This is a genomic window from Acinetobacter sp. Gutcm_16 (genome assembly GCF_028649355.1).
In the GTDB taxonomy this organism is placed as follows: Bacteria; Pseudomonadota; Gammaproteobacteria; order Pseudomonadales; family Moraxellaceae; genus Acinetobacter; species Acinetobacter johnsonii.
This window is the reverse complement of record NZ_JAQSUV010000018.1, coordinates 72,460-95,176: the sequence shown is the minus strand read 5'-3', so window position 1 is coordinate 95,176 and position 22,717 is coordinate 72,460. Positions and strand designations below refer to the sequence as shown.

At 41.7% G+C, this 22,717-nt stretch carries 19 protein-coding genes; 14 read left to right on the top strand and 5 right to left on the bottom strand.

Features of this window, described 5'->3' with window-relative positions; translation table 11 throughout:
- Window positions 1-117: 117 nt before the first annotated feature.
- The 3 genes from clpX to tig form a co-directional block, all read right to left on the bottom strand.
- Entirely contained in the window at window positions 118-1,428 is a 1,311-nt protein-coding gene (gene clpX, locus PTT44_RS03465) for an ATP-dependent protease ATP-binding subunit ClpX (protein ID WP_168157981.1), read from the bottom strand.
- Window positions 1,429-1,456: 28 nt separating this feature from the next.
- Window positions 1,457-2,062, bottom strand: coding sequence for an ATP-dependent Clp endopeptidase proteolytic subunit ClpP (gene clpP / locus PTT44_RS03460; RefSeq protein WP_004692427.1), 606 nt, complete (start codon window positions 2,060-2,062; stop codon window positions 1,457-1,459).
- A gap of 192 nt (window positions 2,063-2,254) precedes the next feature.
- Window positions 2,255-3,586 carry a trigger factor gene (gene tig, locus PTT44_RS03455; protein WP_004979052.1) on the bottom strand — a complete coding sequence of 444 codons (1,332 nt, stop codon included), beginning with the start codon at window positions 3,584-3,586 and terminating at the stop codon, window positions 2,255-2,257.
- A 272-nt stretch (window positions 3,587-3,858) separates the two neighbouring features.
- Between tig and PTT44_RS03450 the strand changes: the two genes are divergently transcribed.
- The 9 genes from PTT44_RS03450 (at window position 3,859) to rdgB (ending at window position 15,791) form a co-directional block, all read left to right on the top strand.
- Entirely contained in the window at window positions 3,859-6,042 is a 2,184-nt protein-coding gene (locus PTT44_RS03450; protein ID WP_273795535.1) for a TonB-dependent receptor domain-containing protein, read from the top strand.
- A 330-nt stretch (window positions 6,043-6,372) separates the two neighbouring features.
- On the top strand, window positions 6,373-8,610 hold the full coding sequence (locus PTT44_RS03445) for a TonB-dependent receptor (protein WP_168157983.1): 2,238 nt from the start codon (window positions 6,373-6,375) through the stop codon (window positions 8,608-8,610).
- 116 nt (window positions 8,611-8,726) lie between these two features.
- A complete protein-coding gene (locus tag PTT44_RS03440) occupies window positions 8,727-9,410 on the top strand; it encodes a Fe2+-dependent dioxygenase (protein ID WP_168157984.1) in 684 nt (227 codons plus the stop codon).
- Between the two features lie 49 nt (window positions 9,411-9,459).
- Window positions 9,460-10,566, top strand: a complete 1,107-nt coding sequence (locus tag PTT44_RS03435) for an alpha-hydroxy acid oxidase (protein WP_168157985.1) — start codon at window positions 9,460-9,462, stop codon at window positions 10,564-10,566.
- Window positions 10,567-10,923: 357 nt separating this feature from the next.
- The gene (gene leuA, locus PTT44_RS03430; RefSeq protein WP_273795534.1) at window positions 10,924-12,621 is read left to right on the top strand and encodes a 2-isopropylmalate synthase; all 1,698 of its coding nucleotides are present in this window, start codon (window positions 10,924-10,926) and stop codon (window positions 12,619-12,621) included.
- Between the two features lie 101 nt (window positions 12,622-12,722).
- A complete protein-coding gene (gene metX / locus PTT44_RS03425) occupies window positions 12,723-13,880 on the top strand; it encodes a homoserine O-succinyltransferase MetX (protein WP_126038232.1) in 1,158 nt (385 codons plus the stop codon).
- On the top strand, window positions 13,880-14,473 hold the full coding sequence (gene metW, locus PTT44_RS03420; protein WP_004979039.1) for a methionine biosynthesis protein MetW: 594 nt from the start codon (window positions 13,880-13,882) through the stop codon (window positions 14,471-14,473). The genes metX and metW overlap by 1 nt, the downstream gene beginning before the upstream one ends.
- Window positions 14,470-15,060, top strand: coding sequence for a tetratricopeptide repeat protein (locus PTT44_RS03415; protein ID WP_004692440.1), 591 nt, complete (start codon window positions 14,470-14,472; stop codon window positions 15,058-15,060). The genes metW and PTT44_RS03415 overlap by 4 nt, the downstream gene beginning before the upstream one ends.
- Window positions 15,061-15,164: 104 nt before the next feature.
- Entirely contained in the window at window positions 15,165-15,791 is a 627-nt protein-coding gene (gene rdgB, locus PTT44_RS03410) for an RdgB/HAM1 family non-canonical purine NTP pyrophosphatase (RefSeq protein ID WP_125280830.1), read from the top strand.
- Between the two features lie 115 nt (window positions 15,792-15,906).
- On the opposite strand, the gene PTT44_RS03405 is transcribed toward rdgB, so the two are convergent.
- Window positions 15,907-16,791 carry a permease gene (locus PTT44_RS03405; protein ID WP_010325883.1) on the bottom strand — a complete coding sequence of 295 codons (885 nt, stop codon included), beginning with the start codon at window positions 16,789-16,791 and terminating at the stop codon, window positions 15,907-15,909.
- A 159-nt stretch (window positions 16,792-16,950) separates the two neighbouring features.
- On the opposite strand from PTT44_RS03405, the gene tatA reads away from it, so the two are divergent.
- From tatA to PTT44_RS03385, 4 genes are all read left to right on the top strand, one after another.
- Entirely contained in the window at window positions 16,951-17,172 is a 222-nt protein-coding gene (tatA, locus tag PTT44_RS03400; RefSeq protein WP_004979030.1) for a Sec-independent protein translocase subunit TatA, read from the top strand.
- 17 nt (window positions 17,173-17,189) lie between these two features.
- Window positions 17,190-17,648 (top strand): Sec-independent protein translocase protein TatB, encoded by a 459-nt coding sequence (tatB, locus tag PTT44_RS03395; RefSeq protein ID WP_168157986.1) that lies wholly within the window; start codon window positions 17,190-17,192, stop codon window positions 17,646-17,648.
- A complete protein-coding gene (gene tatC, locus PTT44_RS03390) occupies window positions 17,645-18,424 on the top strand; it encodes a twin-arginine translocase subunit TatC (protein WP_010325881.1) in 780 nt (259 codons plus the stop codon). Before tatB ends, tatC begins: the two co-directional genes overlap by 4 nt.
- Window positions 18,425-18,598: 174 nt before the next feature.
- Entirely contained in the window at window positions 18,599-20,914 is a 2,316-nt protein-coding gene (locus PTT44_RS03385; protein ID WP_010325880.1) for a PhoX family protein, read from the top strand.
- Window positions 20,915-20,953: 39 nt separating this feature from the next.
- On the opposite strand, the gene PTT44_RS03380 is transcribed toward PTT44_RS03385, so the two are convergent.
- Complete coding sequence (locus PTT44_RS03380) at window positions 20,954-21,736, bottom strand: NRDE family protein (protein ID WP_168157987.1); 783 nt, start codon at window positions 21,734-21,736, stop codon at window positions 20,954-20,956.
- Window positions 21,737-21,829: 93 nt separating this feature from the next.
- On the opposite strand from PTT44_RS03380, the gene lgt reads away from it, so the two are divergent.
- Window positions 21,830-22,642, top strand: coding sequence for a prolipoprotein diacylglyceryl transferase (lgt, locus tag PTT44_RS03375; protein ID WP_168157988.1), 813 nt, complete (start codon window positions 21,830-21,832; stop codon window positions 22,640-22,642).
- The last annotated feature ends 75 nt before the right edge of the window (window positions 22,643-22,717 follow it).

Sequence of the window (22,717 nt, the reverse complement as noted above, 5' to 3'; positions counted from 1 at the left end):
GTAGTTTTAATCTAGGCATCCCAGCCTATTGATGCAGAGTAGCATTCCCTCTTTTTTTTGAATATAAAAAAACGTGTGAAAACACTCGATTTTCACACGTTTCAGATGAATAACAGCTTAAGCGGACTTTGAATTAATCACTTTTAAATCAACTTTAGCTGCATCTTTCTGTTCGATTCTAGGTAAACGCTCTGGCTTAAATAATGGTGCAGCCGTACCGTTAATCACGTCTTCATTCACCACAACTGTGCCAACATCGGTACGACTTGGTAAATCATACATGGTTTCAAGCAGCGTATTTTCTAAAATAGAACGTAAGCCACGTGCACCCGTGTTACGATCCAAAGCTTTTTTCGCTACAGCGCGCAGTGCTGAGTCTTCAAAAACCAGATCAACGTTTTCCATATCAAACAAATGTTGATATTGACGTGTCAGTGCATTCTTCGGTTCAGTCAGAATTTGCATCAAGGCTTCTTCATCTAACTCTTCCAAAGTCGCAATTACAGGTAAACGACCAATAAACTCTGGAATCAGACCAAATTTCACCAAATCGTTCGCTTCAACTTGACGGAACAAGTCAGACAATTTCTTGCCCTCATCTTTCTTCTTCACTTCAGCCGTGAAGCCGATTCCACCTTTTTCTTGGCGCTGTTGTACGATTTTCTCAAGACCTGAGAATGCCCCACCACAGATGAACAAGATATTTGAAGTATCAATTTGAATGAATTCTTGCTGCGGATGCTTACGACCACCTTGAGGTGGAATAGAGGCAACCGTACCTTCGATCATTTTCAGTAAAGCTTGTTGCACGCCCTCACCCGACACATCACGCGTGATCGACGGGTTTTCAGACTTACGGGTAATCTTGTCGATTTCATCGATATAGATAATACCTTTTTGCGCTTTTTCTACATCGTAGTCTGCTTTTTGTAGAAGCTTTTGTACAATGTTTTCAACATCTTCACCGACATAGCCTGCTTCGGTAAGTGTCGTGGCATCAGCCATAGCAAAAGGAACATCGAGAAGACGGGCCATAGTTTGCGCAAGCAAGGTTTTACCCGAACCCGTTGGTCCTACTAATAAGATATTACTTTTCGCAATTTCAACAGCATCATCGTTTTTATGTCCACCATGCGTCGCTTTAAGGCGTTTATAGTGGTTATAGACAGCAACTGACAAGGTTTTCTTTGCCACATCTTGACCAATGACATATTGATCTAGTGCCGCACGAATTTCGTGAGGTTTAGGCAAGGGTTTTGCAGCCCAGTCACCCGACTCAACTTGTTGACTGGTTTGCACCAAGTCTAAGCATACGTCCACACATTCATTACAGATGTACGCGTCCTCGCCTGCAATCAGTTTCCCAACTTCAGACTGCGTTTTACCGCAAAATGAACAATGCTTTTGTCCTTGAGGATGTTCGGACATATTCACTCCAATTCTAAACTTTTAAAACTTATGGACGTTTAGATAACACTTCGTCCACGAGACCATATTCTTTTGCAGCTTGCGCTGTCATAAAGTTATCACGGTCAGTATCACGTGCCACAGTTTCATAGTCTTGACCACTGTGCTCTGCCATTAAACGGTTTAAACGTTCTTTAATGAACAGAATTTCACGTGCATGAATTTCAATATCAGATGCCTGACCACGGAAACCGCCTAACGGTTGGTGGATCATGACACGTGCATTTTCAAGGCAATAACGTTTACCTTTCGCACCTGCATTCAGCAAGAAAGCACCCATTGATGCTGCTTGCCCCATACAATAGGTCACAACATCTGGTTTAATAAATTGCATGGTATCGTAAATCGCCATACCCGCAGTCACCGAACCACCTGGTGAGTTAATGTAAAGATGAATATCTTTATCTGGGTTTTCCGCTTCTAAAAACAACATTTGCGCGACAATCAAATTCGCCATGTTATCTTCAACTTCACCAGTCATAAAAATGACGCGTTCACGCAAAAGACGTGAATAAATGTCAAATGAACGTTCACCGCGAGATGACTGTTCTACAACCATTGGAACTAAGGCATTATCGATAGTTGGAATATACATACGTTTACTTATTCCTAAATTTTTTGTTACTCAACTCATAGTCACAATATGAGGGATAATTGCTGAAAATGCAAAATATTCCCAAGTAAATAACAGATATTTTTTGCATAAGCTTTGTGAACGCAAGGCCTTTTACAAACCCAGATCACAATAAAAAAGGCGCTCAAAGCGCCTTTTTTACTTTAGCTAAACTTAGCCTTGTTGACGAGCTTGTTGCTCTTTCAATAAGTCTTCGTAGCTTACAGCAGTATCCGTTACTTTAGCAGACGCTAAGATGTGATCAACCACTTGGTCTTCTAACACAACAGCTTCGATTTGCGAACGTTGTTGTTTGTCATTTTTGAAGTATTCGATCACTTCAGCTGGATCTTCATAAGAAGAAGCCATGTCTTCGATGTAAGCATCAACACGTGCTTGATCTACTTCAATTTTAGCATCAGCTAAAACTTTGCTTACCAGTACGCCTAATTTTACAGATTTTTCTGCTTGTTCTTTGAATAATTCATCTGGAAGCATGCTTGAGTCAAATGCTTTCGCACCTTGAGCACCAAACTGCTGAGTGAACTGTTGGATCATTTGTTGACGTTGACGGTCAACTTCTTGAGCAACCATAGATGCAGGAAGTTCAACTTCGTTTGCAGCTACAAGTGCATCAAAAGCTGCACCTTTCACTTGATTACGCAAACCATTTTTCACTTCACGTTCCATGTTTTTACGAACGTCAGCTTTTAACTTCTCAATGCCTTCTTCTTCAGTTAGACCAAAGATTTTAAGGAATTCAGCATCAACTTCTGGAAGTTTTTGTTTTTCAACAAGCTTCACAGTAATTTTGAATTGAGCTGATTTACCAGCAAGGTTTTCAGCTTGGTAATCTTCAGGGAAAGTTACATCAATCACTTTCTCTTCGCCTTTCTTCATACCAACGATGCCGTCTTCGAAGCCAGGGATCATACGACCTGAACCTAAAACAAGTTTAAAGTCTTCTGCAGAACCGCCTTCAAACTTCTCACCGTCTACTGAACCTTCAAAGTCGAAAGTAACTTGCATGTCTTTTTTAGCCATGCCTTTCGTTTCAGCCCAAGAAGCACGTTGCTTCTGAAGGTTTTCGATCATTTGATCAACATCTTTGTCGTTTACTTCAGATGCTTTACGTTCAACTTCTAAACCATCAAATTTCACGTTAACTTCTGGATAAACTTCAACAGTCGCTTCGTATACAAGCGCGTCGTCTTTTAATTCAGATTTTTCAATGTTTGGCATGCCAACAGCATTGATTTTTTCTTGTTGGATCGCTTCAAATACTGTGTCACGAATAATGTCGCTTACGACTTCTTGGTAGATACCCGCGCCATATTCACGACGAACAACATTTACTGGCACTTTACCTGGACGGAAGCCGTTGATCTTCACAGTTTTAGCAGTGCGTTTTAAGCGAGCTTCGAACTGCTCGTTAACACGGCTCGTCGGTACAGATACATTTAAACGACGGGTAACACCCGAAACCGCTTCAGAAGTTACTTGCATGGCTTCCTCAATCTTTTGGTAAGAACAATTTTAAAAAGTGCCACATTATATGACAACATTGAACGATATACAAAACACCCGATTGAAACCACATATTTTTTCTTCATTTATCGTTTTTTATTTTGAATATTTTTAAATCGCTACTGATTAAGCGCAAAGTATTATATTTTTTATGGCTTTTTGTTGCAAATGATAAATATTACCATTAATATTTGCATCAACTTTGATCGTTTTTTTCAATTTTTTTCTCGTCCATCATTGGAACTCTAGTTATGAGTAAGTTTAATCTACACCCTCTTTCATTGGCATTGCTTGGGGCAATCACCACTCCTGTTTTCGCAGAAACAACAACTGAAGATTCTTCTACCCATCAGCTTTCCACCATTGTGGTTTCAGCTGCAGGTTTTGAACAAGATATTAAAAAAGCACCTGCTACAATGACGGTCATTACAGCAGAAGATTTAAAAAATAAACGTATTAATTCGATTGCCGATGCCTTAAGCGATATAGAAGGCGTTGATATTAGTCCCACAGCAGGAAAAACAGGTGGTCTGAATATTCGTATTCGTGGAATGGATTCAGAATATACACTCGTTCTAATTGATGGTCGCCGTCAAAACAGCACTGGTGACATTACTCCAAATGGATTTGGCGAATCAAACAACAGTTTTATCCCTCCAATATCTGCGATTGAACGTATTGAAGTCATACGCGGCCCTGCATCAACATTATATGGCTCTGACGCCATCGGTGGTGTAGTCAATATTATTACTAAAAAAGTTTCAAATGAATGGACTGGAGCAGTCACTTTAGAAGGAACATTACTCCCTAATAGTTCTGATTTCGGGAATCAACGCTCTGTAGATGCATATGTTACTGGTCCACTTATTCCAAACCTCCTTGGTATTCAATTAAGGGGCCGCAAAGCTGAACGAGATCAATCAAACGTAATTCGTAGCGATGATGAAGGTACTGAAACAGAACTAACTCAGGGACAAAACCCAACCAAGTCAGACTTAGAAAATATTGGTGTTCGCTTAACTTTAACACCAACGGATCAACATGATATTTCTGCGGAATATGAGCAGACAGATCAATGGTATGACAACTCTAAAGGACAATTAGGCACTTTAGGTGCAAACGGCGGTTATGATAAGTCCCAAGAATATAATCGTGAAAAAATGATTCTTTCGCATACATGGCGCAGTAATATCGGCACTCTTGAGTCTAGTCTTGCAAATACTCAAACAGAAACTGTAGGTCGCTTAATTCCGGCTCGCGCGCAAAATATGTCTCAGGCAATAACACCACGTTTGCTTGAAAGCGAAGATACTATTTTCGATACCAAGTTTACGACTAATTATATTAATGGTCATAACATTACTTTAGGTGGGCAATGGTGGGATGCAAGCATTCGTGATGGACTTCGTGTTCAAAAAGAAGTTTCTTTTGAGCAATTAGGACTATTCGCTGAAGATACATGGTCACTTAATGATAGTTTGGCATTAACCTTGGGTTTACGTTATGACAATCATGATACTTTTGGGGATTTTTGGACGCCGCGCGCTTATTTAGTCTGGAATGCAAATGAAAACTGGACATTTAAAGGTGGCTACTCTGAAGGCTACAAAGCGCCTCGATTAGAACGCCTAACCACAGGTATTTATAATGTTAGTGGTCAAGGCCGCACACCTGTTTTCGGTAATCCTGATTTAAAACCTGAAACCAGTAAAAATTTAGAACTAGGTACGTATTTTACGAATAACTCTAATTTTGACTTTAATATCACAGGTTTTTTTAGTGAAATTGAAGACAAAATTATGACGGGTAATGCTGAGTTACGTTGTAATACTGATACGAATAAACAGCAATGTGAAGACTATATGCTTTCCGTTGGAACGCCTTGGACAATGGACTATAACCGAGGTGCTCCAGATACGTGGAACGTTACGCGCCCAATCAATGCCGAAGAAGCTGAAGTTTATGGTATTGAAACTGGTCTAAATTGGGAGTTTGCAGAAAACTGGAAACTAGGCCTCAATTATACTTGGACCGAGACGGAAATTAAGGATAAACAACTTAATAACCCTGTTCTAAATGATACACCAAAGCATATGGCAAACGCCTCTTTGAAATGGCAAGCTGCCGATTTCGTCAATTTATGGGCACGTGGTGAATATCGTAGTGAACGTGCACGTTTTACGTCAAATTACGAGAATCTAACTGCAGCTAACCAAGCTGTTTATGATGCTTTAGGAGATTATAAGGCATATACACTGTTCCATATTGGTTCAAACTTTATCGTTAATGATAACTGGGACGTTGGTGTGGCTTTATACAATGTCTTTGACAAAGACTTCAATGATTATGAAAATATAGGGACAGGCTACTACAATCGTTATAGCAACACCCAAGAAGGACGACGCGTTCAGCTAAGTACCACCTTTAAGTTCTAATCTACATGCAAAACCCTGCTCCGGCAGGGTTTTCTTCGTACATACCGAATATAGATCCAACATAATTTCTACATATTCACTTGAGAAACACCTTCAAACTTAGCTTAAAAATAATGGATTCTAAATTCCAATAACATTATAAAAACATAATCTAATTTTCCAATTTAAATAAAAATCAAAAATTTATATCAAATTCATTACATTATTACATTTATTTTTTCTACACAAATATATCTAAGCATCGACAATTCCAATGTAATAGCTATGCTACAAAAAATAAGAATCATTATTATTCGCATACTAATTTACAACGCTAGAACTAGATTCGTTATGGCCTTCATCAAAACACGTAAAAAGCTGGTTTCTTCAGCAATCGCTTCAACACTCTCTGTGGTTGCAGTCAATGCTGTTGCGCAAGATCAAATCGCGCAATTAGAAACAATTCACACGGAAGCGGCAGCAGAACAAAGTTTGAAAGTAGACAAATCTGCAAACAGCAAGTTCGTTGCTCCCCTACTCGACACACCAAAGTCAGTATCTGTTATTTCTAAACAGTTGATTGAAGACACTCAAGTTACAACTTTAAGCGATGCTTTACGCACAGTGCCTGGGATCACACTTGGTGCAGGTGAAGGTGGTAACCCAAATGGTGACCGTCCATTTATCCGTGGTTATAGCTCTGAAAGTTCAATGTACGTGGACGGTGTACGTAGCTCGACGTCTCAAAACCGTGAAATGTTTGCCATTGAGCAAGTTGAAGTAACGAAAGGTTCTGCATCTGCGTTAGGTGGTGCTGGCGCTGCTGGTGGTAGTGTCAATATGATTTCTAAAGTTGCCAAAAAAGGGGACTTTTTAGAAGGTTCTGTGGGTGCAGGAACAGATGATTACCAACGTATTACCTTAGACGGTAACAAAGACTTTGGTAATGGTATTGCTGGCCGTGTTGCAGTAATGGGGCATCATAACAATAAAGCGGGACAGAAAGACGGCGCAGAATATGCACGTGTAGGTATTGCCCCAAGCATTACCTTTGGTTTAGACACAGCAACTCGTGCGACATTAAGTTATTATTATCTTGAGTCTGATGATACACCTGATTCAGGCGTACCTTATTGGAATTCATCGAATAATACAGCAACAGGTAAACCATTAAATGCCAAGCAAGGCATTTACTATGGTTGGTTAGATCGCGATTTTCAAAAACAAGAAAATCAAATTGGTACAATCAAACTTGAGCACGATCTGACTGATAATTTAACCATCAGTAATACTGCTGTTTATAGTAACTCTAAAAATGACTATATCTGGACACAGCCAGATGACAGTCAGAAAAATATTGCAAACGGTGAAGTATGGCGCCGTGTGAACTCTCGTATTACCGATACTAATACTTTTACAGATCAACTGGCTTTAACTGGAAAATTCAATACAGGCTCAATTAAGCACAGCTTTAATGTAGGTGCTGAATATAGTGATCAAGAATCTGATAAAGGTTCGTATACTGTTACATCAAAATCAGGAAAACCAATTACTGGCTCACCTACAACGGGTGCATGTTCACTTGGAATAGGTGCAGCTTCTGATTATTGGTGTACTGATGCATTCAATCCAAATTCAAAAGATCCATGGTTAGGCAATATTGCAGCAAATAAAGCAGTGACAACAACTACGGCAACAACCGCTTCTGTATATTTACTAGACAGCATTGAATTTAATCCGCAATGGTTGTTAGACCTCGGCTTACGTTGGGACAAGTTTGAAACTGAGCTTAAGACCAATGCAACTGGTGCTAAAATTGAAAGTGATACAGACTTTTTCTCTTATCAAACAGGTTTGACATTTAAGCCTGCTGAGAATGGCAGTATTTATGCAAGCTTTGCAACTTCTGCCAACCCAGTTGGTATCGATGCAGGTGACGGTTCTGAAACTGCGGTGTCGGCTGTCAATAAAGATCTAGATCCAGAAGAAAGCCGTACCTTTGAAATTGGTACAAAGTGGGATTTATTTAACGAAAAGTTAAATGTAACGGCTGCTATTTTCCGCACAGAAAAACAAAATACTCGTATCTCGCTTGATGCAAATACCACAACAAACGGTGGGTCAAGCAAAGTTGATGGCTTTGAACTGGGCTTAAACGGCAACATTACTGATAAATGGGCGATTTCTGCGGGTTATACCTACTTAGATAGTGAATCCACTAAAAATGGTATGAGCTGCCGCGGTACAACATGTACAGACCAAACCATTTATAATGGTAATGTAATGCCAAACGTTGCGAAAAACAGTGCAACTCTTTGGACCACTTACCAAATTATGCCCCAGTTCACTTTAGGTGCTGGCGCAATTGCAATGGACAAAGTTTATGGTGACTTAGCAAATACTAAATATGTCCCTGGCTACGTTCGTTACGATGCTATGGCGCGTTACAACGTCAACAAAAATGTTGACCTTCAGTTAAATGTCAACAACTTGGCTGATACACGTTATTTCACTAAAGCTTATGCATCTCACTATGCAACTGAAGCCGAAGGTCGTAGCGCAGTACTGTCTCTAAACTTCAAATACTAAGTTTATAACTAAAATTTCTCTTCATCCTGAGATTTGATAAAAATAGCCTCTCATTGAGGCTATTTTTATATATGCTTAAAGACTAAATAGATCTTTCATTTTCAGCAGGTCATGTTGTGATCCATCATATCCCCAACGTATTAAGCAAAGAACAGTTACAATACTTTCGCCGTGAAATGGCAAAAGTTGAGTGGATTGATGGTAAAAAAACCACAGGATCACTCTCAAAAAATGTAAAACAAAATCAACAGCTCCCTGAAGATCATCCTCTTACGCAACACTTAGGCCATATCATCTTAGAAGCACTTGGACAACATCCACTCTTTATGTCCGCGGCCCTACCTTTAGATATTTTGCCACCTTATTTTAACCGCTATGAACAGGGCGAAACTTTTGGCTTCCATGTAGACAATGCCATTCGCTGGGTAGCTGGAAGCAAAGATCGGATTCGTACCGATGTATCCTGCACTGTTTTTCTAAGCGAACCTGACGAATATGAAGGTGGCGATTTGGTCGTAGAAGACACCTATGGCTATCATGAAGTGAAACTACCCGCGGGTGATATGATTTTATATCCATCTACTAGCGTGCATGAGGTAACACCAGTGACCTCGGGCTGCCGTGTCGCTTCGTTCTTTTGGGTTCAAAGTATGATTCGAGATGATGCTGACCGCCATATCTTATTTAATCTTGATCAAACCATTCAGAACCTACGTGTGCAACTTGGTGATCAACATCAAGAAGTGGTCAAGCTCACCAGTCTGTATCATAACCTGATGCGTAAATGGGCTGAACTGTAAAACAATAATCCCAGCCCAACGTCAACTACTGTAGCAACTGGACTGTTCCATGACATCAAAAACTGTATTGCCACCACTCACCCAAATTCCTGCCTCATTGCAAACGATTGCAGACTATGAAATTGAGGCAGAAAAGCATCTACCTGAGATGGTCTGGCACTATTTGCAAGGTGGTGCTATGGATGAAATCAGTGTTCGGAATAACCTCGCTCAGTTCCAAAACCTGCTCTTGATACCACGCATGTTAAGAGATCTCACTCAAGGCAATACGAGCTGTGAAATCTTAGGACAAAGCTTTCCACATCCTATTTTTGTCGCACCGATTGGACATCAACAGCAGTTTCATCCTGAAGCAGAAGCAGCAACTGCACTGGCAGCTGAAGTACTCGGTAGCAATATGATTTTGAGTACTTTTACCAACACAAACATGCGAACATTCAAACCTGAAAATCCCTACAAATGGTTCCAACTGTACTGGCAAGGTGACCGCGATAAATCTTTGGCTTTACTTAAGCTCGCTGAGGCACAAAACTTCACCGCCATTGTCATCACTGTGGACTCACCACATACAGGTATCCGTGACCGTGAACGTCGAGCCTTCTTTCACCTCCCTGAAAATATGCAGCATCCGCACACTCCTGCCCATATTCCACTGCCTGAACTGCAAGAAGGCGATCATCCCGTGTTTAACGGACTAATGAAAATTGCTCCAACGTGGGACGACATCGCTTGGATGGTTCAACAGACTGATTTACCCATCCTGTTAAAAGGCATCGTCAGTCCACTCGATGCACAACTGGCCATTCAACAGGGCGTGCAGGGCTTAATTGTGTCTAATCACGGCGGTCGTGTTTTAGATACCTGTATTCCTCCACTGAAAGCCTTGCAACTCATTAAGCAAACTGTGCCAAATGACTTCCCTCTTTTATATGATGGCGGTGTGCGTCGCGGCTCAGATGTATTTAAGGCGATTGCTTTAGGTGCTTCCGCGGTTTTAGTTGGACGACCATGTATTTATGGTCTTGCCACTGCGGGTGCCTTAGGCGTTGCCCATGTGCTTAAAATCTTAAAAGAAGAATTTGAGATCACCATGGCGTTGATGGGCACTGCAACACTTGCAGATATACAGCCCGATATGGTCATAGAGTTCTCATAACCTCTTCAACAAAGCGAATGAAATAAACCAAATTCGTAAAATGAAGAAAAAGATCAAACACATCTCAAAAATATACGGAAATATTTCCCCCAAATATCAAATTAAAGGGAAATATTTTTTCAGATACGACTAAAAGCCATAAAAAAAGAAAAATCTTTTCGACCGAACTGGATTAAACTCTTAAATATAACGTTACAAGGTTACTCACGGTAAATCTAAGTCGTATCAAATATTTACGTTTACAAACACCCTGAAGACTCCCTTGTAAATAGAGACCATAGACACAATCTATATAAATAGTAGGTTGCTTTTTATTACCCACTCAAATGCAACCCGTACTATGTAAGGAGTTACCTCATGATGTTGGCTGATCCAAGTAAAAAATATCGTCGCATGTATCAACGTGTTGACTTGCCAGACCGTCAATGGCCAAACAACGAAATTACAAAAGCGCCTATTTGGATGAGTACTGACCTGCGTGATGGTAACCAAGCGATTTTTGAACCGATGGATATGGAACAAAAATTTAAAATGTTCCAAATGTTGGTGAAAATTGGATTCAAGAATATTGAAATCGGTTTCCCTTCAGCATCTCAAATTGACTTTGACTTTACCCGTAAATTAATCGAAGAAAATCACATTCCAGATGATGTGTATATCGAAGTTTTAGTTCAAGCACGTGATCATTTAATCCAACGTACTTTTGAGTCTTTAGCGGGGGCAAAACGTGCCATCGTACATATTTATAATTCAAATGCTCCAACTTTCCGCCAAAAAGTCTTAAATGTCGATGTTGCAGGTGCGAAGCAATTAGCAGTCAATGCAGCCAGCAAAGTTAAAGAATATGCAGCGCAATACCCTGAAACGGAGTGGGTGTTCCAGTACAGCCCAGAGTGTTTCTCTGCAACCGAATTAGAAGTTGCAAAAGACGTGTGTGATGCAGTTACCGAAATTTGGGAAGCATCACCAAGCAATAAAGTGATTTTAAACTTACCTGCTACGGTTGAAGTTTCAACACCGAATGTTTATGCAGACCAAGTTGAATGGATGCACCGCAACATTGCTCGTCGTGATGGCGTGATTATCTCTGTACACTGTCACAACGACCGTGGCTGTGGGATTGCTGCCTCAGAATTGGCGATTATGGCCGGTGCAGATCGTGTCGAAGGCTGTGTATTTGGTAATGGCGAACGTACAGGTAACGTTGATGTCGCTGCGATTGCTTTGAATATGTACTCTCAAGGTGTTGCACCAAACTTAGATTTTTCAAATATCAATGAAATCATTGCAACGATAGAAGAATGCACAGGCTTGCCTGTTCACCCTCGCCACCCTTATGCAGGCGACTTGGTCTTCACCGCATTTTCTGGTTCGCATCAAGATGCCATCAAAAAAGGGTTCGAGTTCCAAAAGAACGAAGAAATTTGGGATATGCCATACTTACCAATCGACCCGAAAGACTTGGGCCGCGACTATGATGCTGTGATTCGCGTCAACTCACAGTCAGGTAAAGGTGGTATTGCTTACTTGTTAGAAGCAAATTACAACGTGGTGTTGCCACGTCGTATCCAAATTGAATTCTCTCAAACCGTACAAAAACGTACCGATGAAGAAGGCACTGAAATTACCGCACAAGAAATTTGGAAATTGTTCAAAGAAACTTATGTGGACACCAAAGATACGCATTACTCGACTAAAAACTACCGTTTGTATGACAACAACGGAAAACAAGTGGTTGAGCTTGAAGTTGAAGTGAATGGTGAAACGCAGCAATTACGTGGCGAAGGCAATGGTCCAATCTCTGCGATGTTGGATGCTTTACAGTTACCAATTGATGTCTTGAGCTACGAAGAGCGCGGTATTAGCTCTGGGGCAAATGCAAAAGCCTTGGCTTTGGTTGAGTTACAAGTCAAAGGAACAGGTAAATCAGCCTTCGGTGCAGGTATTCACGACAACATTGTGACCTCATCGATTGAAGCTATTATTGCATGTACCAACCGCTTAATTGATCAAGGTGTGTTAAGCACAGATCAAGTGATTGCTGCTGCGGTATAAGTATTAGCAATAATAATTAGCACTAAAATGACTTTAGAAGGATACCCTCAAGTGGTATCCTTTTGTTTATTAACCCCAAAGATTTAAGGCGAATTATTCCTGTGTCTTTTCCTGCTGACTCCGTGGGTATCGTTAGTCCACAAAAGTTTACTTTTGAAGAGCCCTTAGAGCTCGAATGCGGTCGTATTCTCCCTCGTTATGAACTGATGGTTGAAACCTATGGTGAGCTCAATGCAGATAAATCCAATGCGATTTTAATTTGCCATGCGCTATCGGGTCATCATCATGCTGCGGGTTACCATCATGCTGACGATAAAAAACCGGGTTGGTGGGATGCTTGTATTGGCCCAGGCAAAGCGATTGATACTTCAAAGTTTTTCGTGGTTGCACTGAACAATATTGGGGGCTGTAGCGGTTCAACAGGGCCAACTTCGCCAAACCCTGAAAATGATAATCGTCCTTATGGTCCTGACTTTCCTTTAGTCACCGTCCGTGACTGGGTTAAAACCCAAGCTATTTTATCCGATCATCTGGGTATTCAAGTCTGGAGTGCGGTGATTGGTGGTTCGCTGGGTGGTATGCAAGCTTTGCAATGGTCGGTTGATTATCCTGACCGTTTGCAAAAATGCGTGATTATTGCCAGTGCGCCGAAACTGTCTGCTCAGAATATTGCCTTTAACGAAGTCGCACGTCAGTCAATTTTGTCTGATCCAGACTTCCATGATGGTCGCTATCTTGAAAATGACAGCTATCCAAAACGTGGCCTAATTTTGGCACGTATGGTCGGTCATATTACCTACCTGTCTGAAGAAGCTATGAAACAAAAATTTGGCCGCGACTTAAAGTCAGGCAAATTTATGTACGGCTTCGATGTCGAATTCCAAGTCGAAAGCTATTTGCGCTATCAAGGTGAGCAATTTAGCCGTAACTTTGACGCCAACACTTATCTGATTATGACCAAAGCTTTGGATTATTTTGATCCTTCGCGTGAGTATGAGCAGTCTTTAGTTAAGGCCATGTCACAGACCAAATGTCAGTTCCTCGTGGTGTCCTTTACTACCGACTGGCGTTTTACCCCGCAACGTTCACAAGAAATTGTGGATGCGTTGATCACCAATCACAAACCGGTGAGCTATTTAGATATCGACGCTGAACAAGGCCATGACTCATTCCTATTCCCTATTCCGTTGTATGTAAAAGCATTACGTGCATTTTTGGGCGGTTCTGAACACCTTCAAGCAACTCAGGAGGCTGTGTAATGCGTATTGATCATCAACTGGCAGAAAAATGGATCAAACCTGATTCCAGCGTACTCGATTTAGGTTGTGGTGACGGTGAATTACTGGCTCATATGAGCAAAAAGCACAATATTCGCGCATATGGACTGGAAATTGATCAAGAAAAGATTGCAATTGCGGTCGGTCGCGGGTTAAATATTATTCAACAAGACTTAAACTTGGGTTTAAGCCGATTTGCAGACCAGTCTTTTGACTATGTCGTCATGGCACAAGCCTTGCAAGCGGTAGATGCACCAGATGTTTTATTACGTGATATGGTGCGTGTAGGGAAACAGGCGATCATTACATTTCCAAACTTTGCTCATTGGAAGACTCGTTCTTTCTTGGCTCTTAAAGGAATGATGCCTGTTTCTGAAGCTTTACCGTACATGTGGTATAACACACCCAATATCCACTTATGTACTTTCCGTGATTTTGAAGCACTTTGTGCGGAAAATAACATCAGAATTATTAATCGACTCGCTGTAAATGGGGATCAACAAGATAGTTTACTCAGTAAACGTCTCCCGAATTTGTTTGGTGAAGTCGCAATTTATCGAGTGAGCGCTCTATGAAAAAACTATTCTTAAGCACGACACTACTGGTTGGACTTTTGAGCATTCAGGCTCATGCAGATTATGTTTCCCCAACCACGTCTGTTGCGAGTCAAGCTGCACAATATTCTGTTATGGATATCAATAGCTTAATTAAAGCGGCAAAAGCAGGTCAGCCTGCTGCGCAGTTCTATCTTGCAACCAAGTATCAACAAGGTAAAGACATCTCTGCAGATGAACGACAGGCCTTTGCTTGGTACAAAGCCGCTGCAGATCAAGGTCTTTCGGCAGCTCAGCTAAATGTTGGCCGTATGCTTGCAGATGGCCTAGGCACCAAAAAAGATGAATCTTTAGCACGTCAATACTTTGAAAAAGCAGCCAGCCGTGGTGATAACCGCGCAAGCTTTAACTTGGCCATGATGGAAGAGCAAAAGAAAAACTACATGGGGGCTTATCAATGGTATGAGCTTTCAACCCGTGATGGCATGCTCGATAATAAAGTGATTACGCTTTCTGAAGGCAAGAAAACAGCCTTGGCGGCAAACTTAACACAAGATCAAATTCGTCAAGCACGTGACCGTGCAGACAAGTGGATTCAAGCTCAATAAGCTTTTATTTCCAAACTCAGCACCTTCGGGTGCTTTTTTATTGCCTATCCATGAGTCGGACTTGTTAAAATAACCGCATAATTTTTAAAGCACGGATCTTTCACATGGCATCAACTGATTGGTTATCTCAAGGCACATTAGTCCTCGCAAGCAATAACAAAGGTAAAATTGCGGAATTTGAAAAATTATTTGCAGAACTTAACTTACCTGTTGAAGTGATTGCTCAAGGTAAATTGAATATTGAAGATGCCATTGAAGATGGTTTGAGCTTTGTCGAAAATGCGATTATTAAAGCACGTCATGCTTCTAAAATTTCAGGAAAACCAGCCATTGCAGATGACTCCGGCATTTGCATCCCTATTTTAGATGGTGCACCGGGGATTTACTCTGCACGTTATGCAGGCGAACACGGCGATGATGCTGCCAATAATCAAAAATTATTAGCTGAACTCAAGCCACTGCGTAAAGACGGTCAAGCGATTGAAGGCATGTTTGTATGCGTTTTAGCGTTAGTACAACATGCTGATGATCCTCTTCCACAAATTTTCCAAGGCATTTGGAAAGGTGAAGTACTAGAGGCTGCACGTGGTGAAAATGGTTTTGGTTATGACCCACTGTTCTGGTTACCCGAGTTAGGGCTTTCAAGTGCAGAAATGAGCAAAGAAGAAAAAAATAAAATCAGCCATCGTGGTCAGGCGATGCAACTGTTTAAAGCCAGTTTAGAACAATAAAAACTAAGCTGAGTAATGTTGCCCTTCTCCCCTCGGGGAGGACGGTGGCGAAAGATTCTCTATATCTCCCTATCACCGTTGCGCAGCACTTGCATTTCCAGCTAAAAGTGAGTGCTTAGATCACAGCAAATACATGCAGCAATAAACCATAAATACTCACCACGGCACAGCTGATGATCGTACCTGAAGCAATGTATTTTGCCGACGTGCCTGTACCTTGATAATGCGTTTCCAAAGCCACAATATTGGCTGCTGGCGGTAAACAGAACAATAAGAACATGACCCCAATATATTGTTCAATATTAGGAATAGCAAGATAACGATAACTCAGCCCACACAGCACCACGCCACATACCAATTTTAACAAAGCTGTCCGACTACTTTGCCACAAGTCCGCTTTTTCAACTTTGGTGTGCCTCAACCACATGCCCAATACACACATGCCAGAGAAACTCATACCAAATTTGGCTGCACTATAAACCACATCAATCAGATCATGCTGTGACCAATGTTGTACCCCAACGAAACGAAAAATAACGGCCAGCATCAAAGCAATCATGGGTGGAGCACAGAGCACTTTTTTTAAAATAAACGAAAAAGCTAACGGTGTTTGGCTCACAGCCGTCACCGCCCAGAGATTGCCAAAAATAGAACCACCGATGTATAGCGCCACCATTGCTGGACTAATTTCTGTGCCAAACAACGCTATCGCAAAAGGAAAGCCTAGCCATGCCATATTGACATAACTAAAGCATAGGGCGCTTAATTTATTCTTTGAAAAGTATAAGAAAAAGTAAAATAAGAGCACTGCCACGACAAAACTGAATAACATCAAACTAAAGCTACCAGCCTGATAAAACACCATGTTGTAGACAATAACAATCGGAATAAAACAACGCGCTAATAGACTTGAAAATCCTGTTTTCAACCGTGTTGCCAATGGGGTAGATGCAAGGAATAAACCACTAAGAAAGGCCAACAGAGGGAGCAGCAACGTCACTTCAATATCCTTGAAATTTCACCTAATCATCATAACACTGCTTTTCCTCAAAATCAGTGCGAAGCGATCGTTTTGTCTTGAAATTGAAATATCATCGTCACCGCAATGTCACACAAGCCTGTTGATATAGGGAAAACGAAAAATGATGAGGATCTACCCATGGCGGGACTATCAATTTGGCACGTACTAATTTTTGCAATTGTGGTTATTCTTCTTTTTGGTACAGCCAAACTTAAGAACTTAGGCAAAGATGTCGGTGGTGCCGTGAAAGACTTTAAAAAATCAATCCGTGATGAGGACGCTGAAGCAGCTCAACTCAATGAACCACGCACCTTAGAACATCAAAATAGCAACACAAGCAACTCAACCGTCAAACATTAAGTCATTGGAGTTTTGCGATGCTCAATATCGGCATGACAGAGCTTTTGGTGTTTGGCATTATCGCACTATTGGTTCTTGGACCAGAGAAATTACCTGAAGCGGCGCGCTTTGCAGGCAAGTGGTATGGCAAAGTCAAACGCATGGTCAGTAATGTACAAAATGACATTGACCGTGAGCTACGGATGTCTGAATTACGTGAACAAATGCAAAATGAAATGAAGCGAATTCAGGAGCTTGAACAAAAGATGCAAGCTCAGATGCAACACATACAACAACAAAATATTTTGGCAAATGAAAAACACCAAGAAACTGCCACACTCGATAATAAAAATATCTCCCATACTTATCAGTATGTAGATCAAAAAGCGCCTATCTTACTGACACTTCAGCCTATGAAACAAAAGTCATCTGTAGATTCGGCACCTTATTTAGGCTGTGTTCAAAATCGCTTTAAACCGATGCGGGAGGCCGTATGAAATCTAGCAACTTAAGCCCTGTAGTGACTCAAGACTCAGAGCAACTGCTGCTTGAAGAAATGCCGATTACTAAGCACTTGATCATCTTAAGAGGTCATTTATTTAAAATCGTCGGTTTAATTCTCATTTTGTTTTTTTGTTTATTGCCTTTTGCCAATCATAGCTACCAAATGCTATCTGAACCCTTACGAGCACAACTTCCAGTTAGCTCATCTATGATTGCAACGGATGTTACTGCCACCTTTATGGCGCCATTTAAACTAAACTTTTTTGTGGCTCTCATGCTGGCCATGCCTTTTATCATTTATCAGCTTTGGGCTTTTGTAAAACCTGCGCTATACGAAAAAGAAAAATCACTCGCAACACCTCTTTTGATTGGTAGTATTGCTTTGTTTTATGCAGGTGTAGCTTTTGCTTATTTCATTGCGCTGCCATCCATTTTGCACTTTTTTATCAGTGTTTCTCCTGACACTGTGGCCCCAATGACAGACATCAACAGCTATCTCAGCTTCTGTCTAAAACTGTTTTTGGTTTTTGGCTTAACATTTGAAATTCCTATTGTTACCTTGATACTCATCTTGATTGGGGTGGTGAGCACACAACAATTGGTTGAAAAACGAAAATTCATTATTGTCGGCTGTTTTTTTGTTGCAATGTTTGTGACCCCACCTGATGCTCTTTCGATGATTATGCTCGCGATACCGATGTGGCTTTTATTTGAGATTGGTCTCTTTTTTGGAAAACTGATTGAAAAAAAGCGCGCGGCTGAAGCTTAAACTCCCCCCGAGTTTAAACAATGAGCAGGCAAAAATGCCTGCTTTTTTTATGGCTAGATGTACTACTGATCATTTCATGTTTTTGACATATAAGCTTCACCACCTTGTCATATTGCATCTTTACTTTGTGTGTAACTTTCTAAAAACGACCAAGCAAAAACGCTAGGAATAAACATGACCTATCAAACGCCTTACCATGAAGACCAAGAACTGGATAATAATGACTCAAGCAACGTCCATTTTCGAGACATTCTAGAAAAACGGATCTCACGTCGTAACTTAATTAAAAAAACGGCTAGTGGGGCTGCTGCATTGGCTTTAGCTTCAAGCTTAACCGCGTGTGGAGACGATGATGACAATTCAAACTCATCAGGTGGTAACACCACACCAACCGACCCCAATACGCGACCAGAAAAGCTTACCTTTAGCCCTGTTGAAAAAAACTTAGATGATTGGGTGACGGTTCCTGAAGGCTATACTGCCTCTGTACTTTATGCAATGGGCGACTCGATTCATCCTGCATTTGGGGCATGGGAAGACAACAATGTACCTTCAGGCCCAAGCTTTCAGTTCCGTTCAGGTGACTGCCATGATGGGATGAGCTTTTTTGGATTAGATACTGCAAAGGGTCAATTTGACGCTACCGCATCTGAACAAGGCTTGTTGGTGATGAATCATGAATATATCAACCAAACCTTCTTACACCCACAAGGCCCCACCAAACCGAATGGCCGTCGCCCTGAGGATGAAGTGATTCGCGAAGTCAACGCACATGGGGTTTCTGTCGTTCATATCAAGAAAGACAACACCAATCAAAAAGTTGAAATTATACAAAACTCGTTATTTAACCGCCGCATCACAGCATCCACGGTGATGGACTTTAACGGCCCTGTTGCCAACACTACTTTACTTGCGACCCAATACTCACCTGTCGGGACGAAAACGCGTGGTACGCATAATAACTGTGGCAATGGTTACACCCCATGGGGCACTTATTTAACCACTGAAGAGAACTTTATTGGATACTTTAAACGCGCTGGTGCAGATGAATATGCAGGCCGCTCAGAGAAAGAAAAAATCGCATTAAAACGTTATGGCTTGGGCTTAAGTATTGATTATCTTTATGAGAAAAATGCAGATGGCACCCCGAAGAAGAATGAAAAAGGACAAATTATTTACCTCCTTGATCCAGCAGGAAATAAAATCCCAAATAAAGATGAGCAAAATCGTACCGTTTATTTGGATACGAACTCACGTTATGCTTGGGAAACCGCAATTGGCGAAGCTGAGTCGCAAGATCTATATGACCGTTGGGATGCAACTATTAAAGGAGCAACTGCTACACAAGACTTCCGTAATGGGCCAAACACCTTTGGTTGGATTGTAGAAATTGACCCGTTTAACGCAGGTCAAAACCCTGTAAAACGTACTGCACTAGGACGTTTCGCACATGAAGACTGTCGTGCAAGCCGTGCAATTGAAGGCCAACCGTTTGCCTTCTACATGGGGGATGACTCTCGTGGCGAATACATTTATAAATTTGTCTCGGATGCAACTTGGGACCCGAAAGACATTAACACAGGTTACCGAGCAGGTGACAAATACATGAACAATGGCAAGTTCTATGTGGCTCAATTTAATGATGACGGTACAGGACAATGGGTCGAATTGGCTTATGGACAAAATGGCCTAAATGAACAAAACAGCATTTACCCATTTAGCTCTCAAGCAGAAGTCCTGACCTTTGCACGCTTAGCAGGTGACACGGTTAAAGCAACCAAGATGGACCGTCCAGAATGGGTCGCAGTTAACCCAGAAAATGGGGAAGTTTATGTTACGCTGACCAACAACTCAAACCGTGGTACAGCATATACAACCGATGCAGCGAATCCACGTAACTATAGCGACCCAGAAGGCGGTAAAGGCAATGTCAACGGTCATATCATTCGCTTCAAAGAAGAAAACTCAGCGGCAGAGACCTTTGAATGGGATATTTACTTATTTGGTGCTGAAGCTGCGATGGCGGAAAACATTAACCTCTCAGGTTTAAATGATAACAACGACCTGTCATCACCAGATGGGATGTGGTTTGACCCACGGGGCGTGCTGTGGATTCAAACCGATGATGGCGCGTATACCGACACAACTAACTGTATGATGCTTGCAGCCTTACCGGGTCAAGTGGGTGATGGCGGTGCTGCAACTGCTCCAAATGAACAAGCAACTATTGTGGGTGCAAAAGTTACAGATGAAAACTTACGTCGTTTCCTCACAGGCCCTGCTGAATGTGAAATCACGGGGGTAACCATGACGCCTGACCACAAAGCCATTTTCATTAATGTGCAACATCCGGGTGAAGACTCTAAGAGCTACGATGCACCAACCAGCCACTGGCCTGCAAGCCAAACCGATCGTACGAACCAAACTGCGCGTCCACGTTCGGCAACCGTGGTCATTACACGTAATGATGGCGGTTTGATCGCAGGTTAAGCAAAAACACAGCAAATGCCGACCTCATGTCGGCATTTTTTATGGTTTAAAGAATACCGCCTGTTCCGTGATTTTTCCTTTGAACTCACCCTGCTGCTGCTTTTCCAGCCAAGACCATTGTTCATGGGTCATGCGCAGGAAGTTAGAACAGCGTGTCCCATAAATAGGACTTTGAATAAAAATCGAAGATAATAACTCTTCCATATCCAGACTAATGCCAGTTTGTGGCAACAGGTCTGAAATAATCTTGCGTTCATCCTCCAAAATATCCCAAGCCGTTGTCTCTAAATCACTTTGTAAGATATGGGATTGTTGCAACATCGGTAAGAACTCTTGGGTAAAGCGCTTACGTAAATGTTTGGTTTTTTCCCAATGTTCAGTCATCAAACCATTCGACACCACATACACGCCTTTCGGAAGAACCTGTGGTGCTTCACCTCGATTGCTCATGTAGACCGCCTGATGCCGATCCCCCATAAAAAGATTAAAGCCCGCATAGTCGCATTGTGTTTTCTCTAAAGCTTGTGCAAAACGAATCGGGGTTTGTTCAGACTCCAAAAAGGATTGAATCAAATGTCCACGAGACGTTGGATAGCTGGTTTGATCCTTTCCATCGCGAAAGTTAGTTAAAACTGCCCAACATCCTGTTGGCGTTATCCCCATCCATGTGCCGCCAGACTGCAAATCTTGCCCTGCAATAATCGGGCTATTTTCCCATTGCTTTAAATGGCTCGAAGGGCGCTGATAGAACTCATCTCGATTTGAAATCAAACACAATGGCATCTCATCCAAGACCTGCCATGCTATTGCCACAATACACATAAACGATACTCATCATCTTTACACATTGAATGTACAACATTTTTCATCTCTTTCAGCTAAAATCTGTTCAAAACATAATGACTAGGAATATGCATGCTGACCTATCCAAATATTGACCCCGTTGCAATAGCACTTGGCCCTTTACAAGTCCATTGGTACGGACTGATGTATTTATTGGCCTTTTTGTTTGCTTGGGGACTTGCAAGCTACCGCGCGAAAGAACGTGGTTGGACACCTGATATGGTCTCCGATTTGATCTTTTATGGCGCTCTAGGTGTGGTTATTGGTGGTCGTGTCGGTTACGTCTTCTTTTATGGCTTTGAGCAATTCCTTGCCAACCCAATTTGGCTGTTCCAAGTCTGGACAGGCGGCATGAGTTTCCACGGCGGCTTCTTGGGTGTAATGCTTGCCATGCTGTTCTGGTGTAAGAAATACAAAATGACTTGGTTCCAAACCCTCGACTTTATTGCGCCATGTGTCCCTACAGGGCTCATGTTTGGTCGTATTGGTAACTTTATTGGTGGAGAGCTTTATGGTCGCCCTGTTGCAGATCCAAACTTTGCACTGGGTATGATTTTCCCAACCGACCCGCTACAGCTAATTCGCCATCCTTCTCAGCTCTATCAGGCCTTTTTTGAAGGGTTATTGTTATTCATCATACTGTGGTGGTTCAGTTCAAAGCCACGTCCTCGTATGGCGGTTTCAGCGTTATTCCTGATCGGTTATGGTATGGCCCGCTTCATCGTCGAGTTCTTCCGTGAACCTGACAACGGACAGCTGTTCATCGCATGGATGAGTAAAGGCCAATTCCTCAGTCTACCAATGATTCTGGTCGGCGCATGGATGATATGGTATGCCTATCAAAAGAAAATCTATGATTGGGGCCCACAAAAGAATAATGGCTAATCCGATGAACGGATTAAATATTGGGGGCATCATTGCCCCCTTTTTTAGGGCCAAATTATGCTAAAGTGACATATG

Bases quoted from the DNA above. Each gene is read 5' to 3' on its own strand.
- PTT44_RS03435 (WP_168157985.1), top strand. From the start codon at position 9,460: ATGACATCAAAAACTGTATTGCCACCACTCACCCAAATTCCTGCCTCA.
- PTT44_RS03445 (WP_168157983.1), top strand. From the start codon at position 6,373: ATGGCCTTCATCAAAACACGTAAAAAGCTGGTTTCTTCAGCAATCGCT.
- leuA (WP_273795534.1), top strand. From the start codon at position 10,924: ATGATGTTGGCTGATCCAAGTAAAAAATATCGTCGCATGTATCAACGT.
- PTT44_RS03415 (WP_004692440.1), top strand. From the start codon at position 14,470: ATGAAAAAACTATTCTTAAGCACGACACTACTGGTTGGACTTTTGAGC.
- tatC (WP_010325881.1), top strand. From the start codon at position 17,645: ATGAAATCTAGCAACTTAAGCCCTGTAGTGACTCAAGACTCAGAGCAA.
- lgt (WP_168157988.1), top strand. From the start codon at position 21,830: ATGCTGACCTATCCAAATATTGACCCCGTTGCAATAGCACTTGGCCCT.
- metW (WP_004979039.1), top strand. From the start codon at position 13,880: ATGCGTATTGATCATCAACTGGCAGAAAAATGGATCAAACCTGATTCC.
- clpX (WP_168157981.1), bottom strand. From the start codon at position 1,428: ATGTCCGAACATCCTCAAGGACAAAAGCATTGTTCATTTTGCGGTAAA.
- tatB (WP_168157986.1), top strand. From the start codon at position 17,190: ATGCTCAATATCGGCATGACAGAGCTTTTGGTGTTTGGCATTATCGCA.
- tig (WP_004979052.1), bottom strand. From the start codon at position 3,586: ATGCAAGTAACTTCTGAAGCGGTTTCGGGTGTTACCCGTCGTTTAAAT.
- PTT44_RS03380 (WP_168157987.1), bottom strand. From the start codon at position 21,736: ATGTGTATTGTGGCAATAGCATGGCAGGTCTTGGATGAGATGCCATTG.
- tatA (WP_004979030.1), top strand. From the start codon at position 16,951: ATGGCGGGACTATCAATTTGGCACGTACTAATTTTTGCAATTGTGGTT.
- rdgB (WP_125280830.1), top strand. From the start codon at position 15,165: ATGGCATCAACTGATTGGTTATCTCAAGGCACATTAGTCCTCGCAAGC.
- PTT44_RS03450 (WP_273795535.1), top strand. From the start codon at position 3,859: ATGAGTAAGTTTAATCTACACCCTCTTTCATTGGCATTGCTTGGGGCA.
- PTT44_RS03385 (WP_010325880.1), top strand. From the start codon at position 18,599: ATGACCTATCAAACGCCTTACCATGAAGACCAAGAACTGGATAATAAT.
- clpP (WP_004692427.1), bottom strand. From the start codon at position 2,062: ATGTATATTCCAACTATCGATAATGCCTTAGTTCCAATGGTTGTAGAA.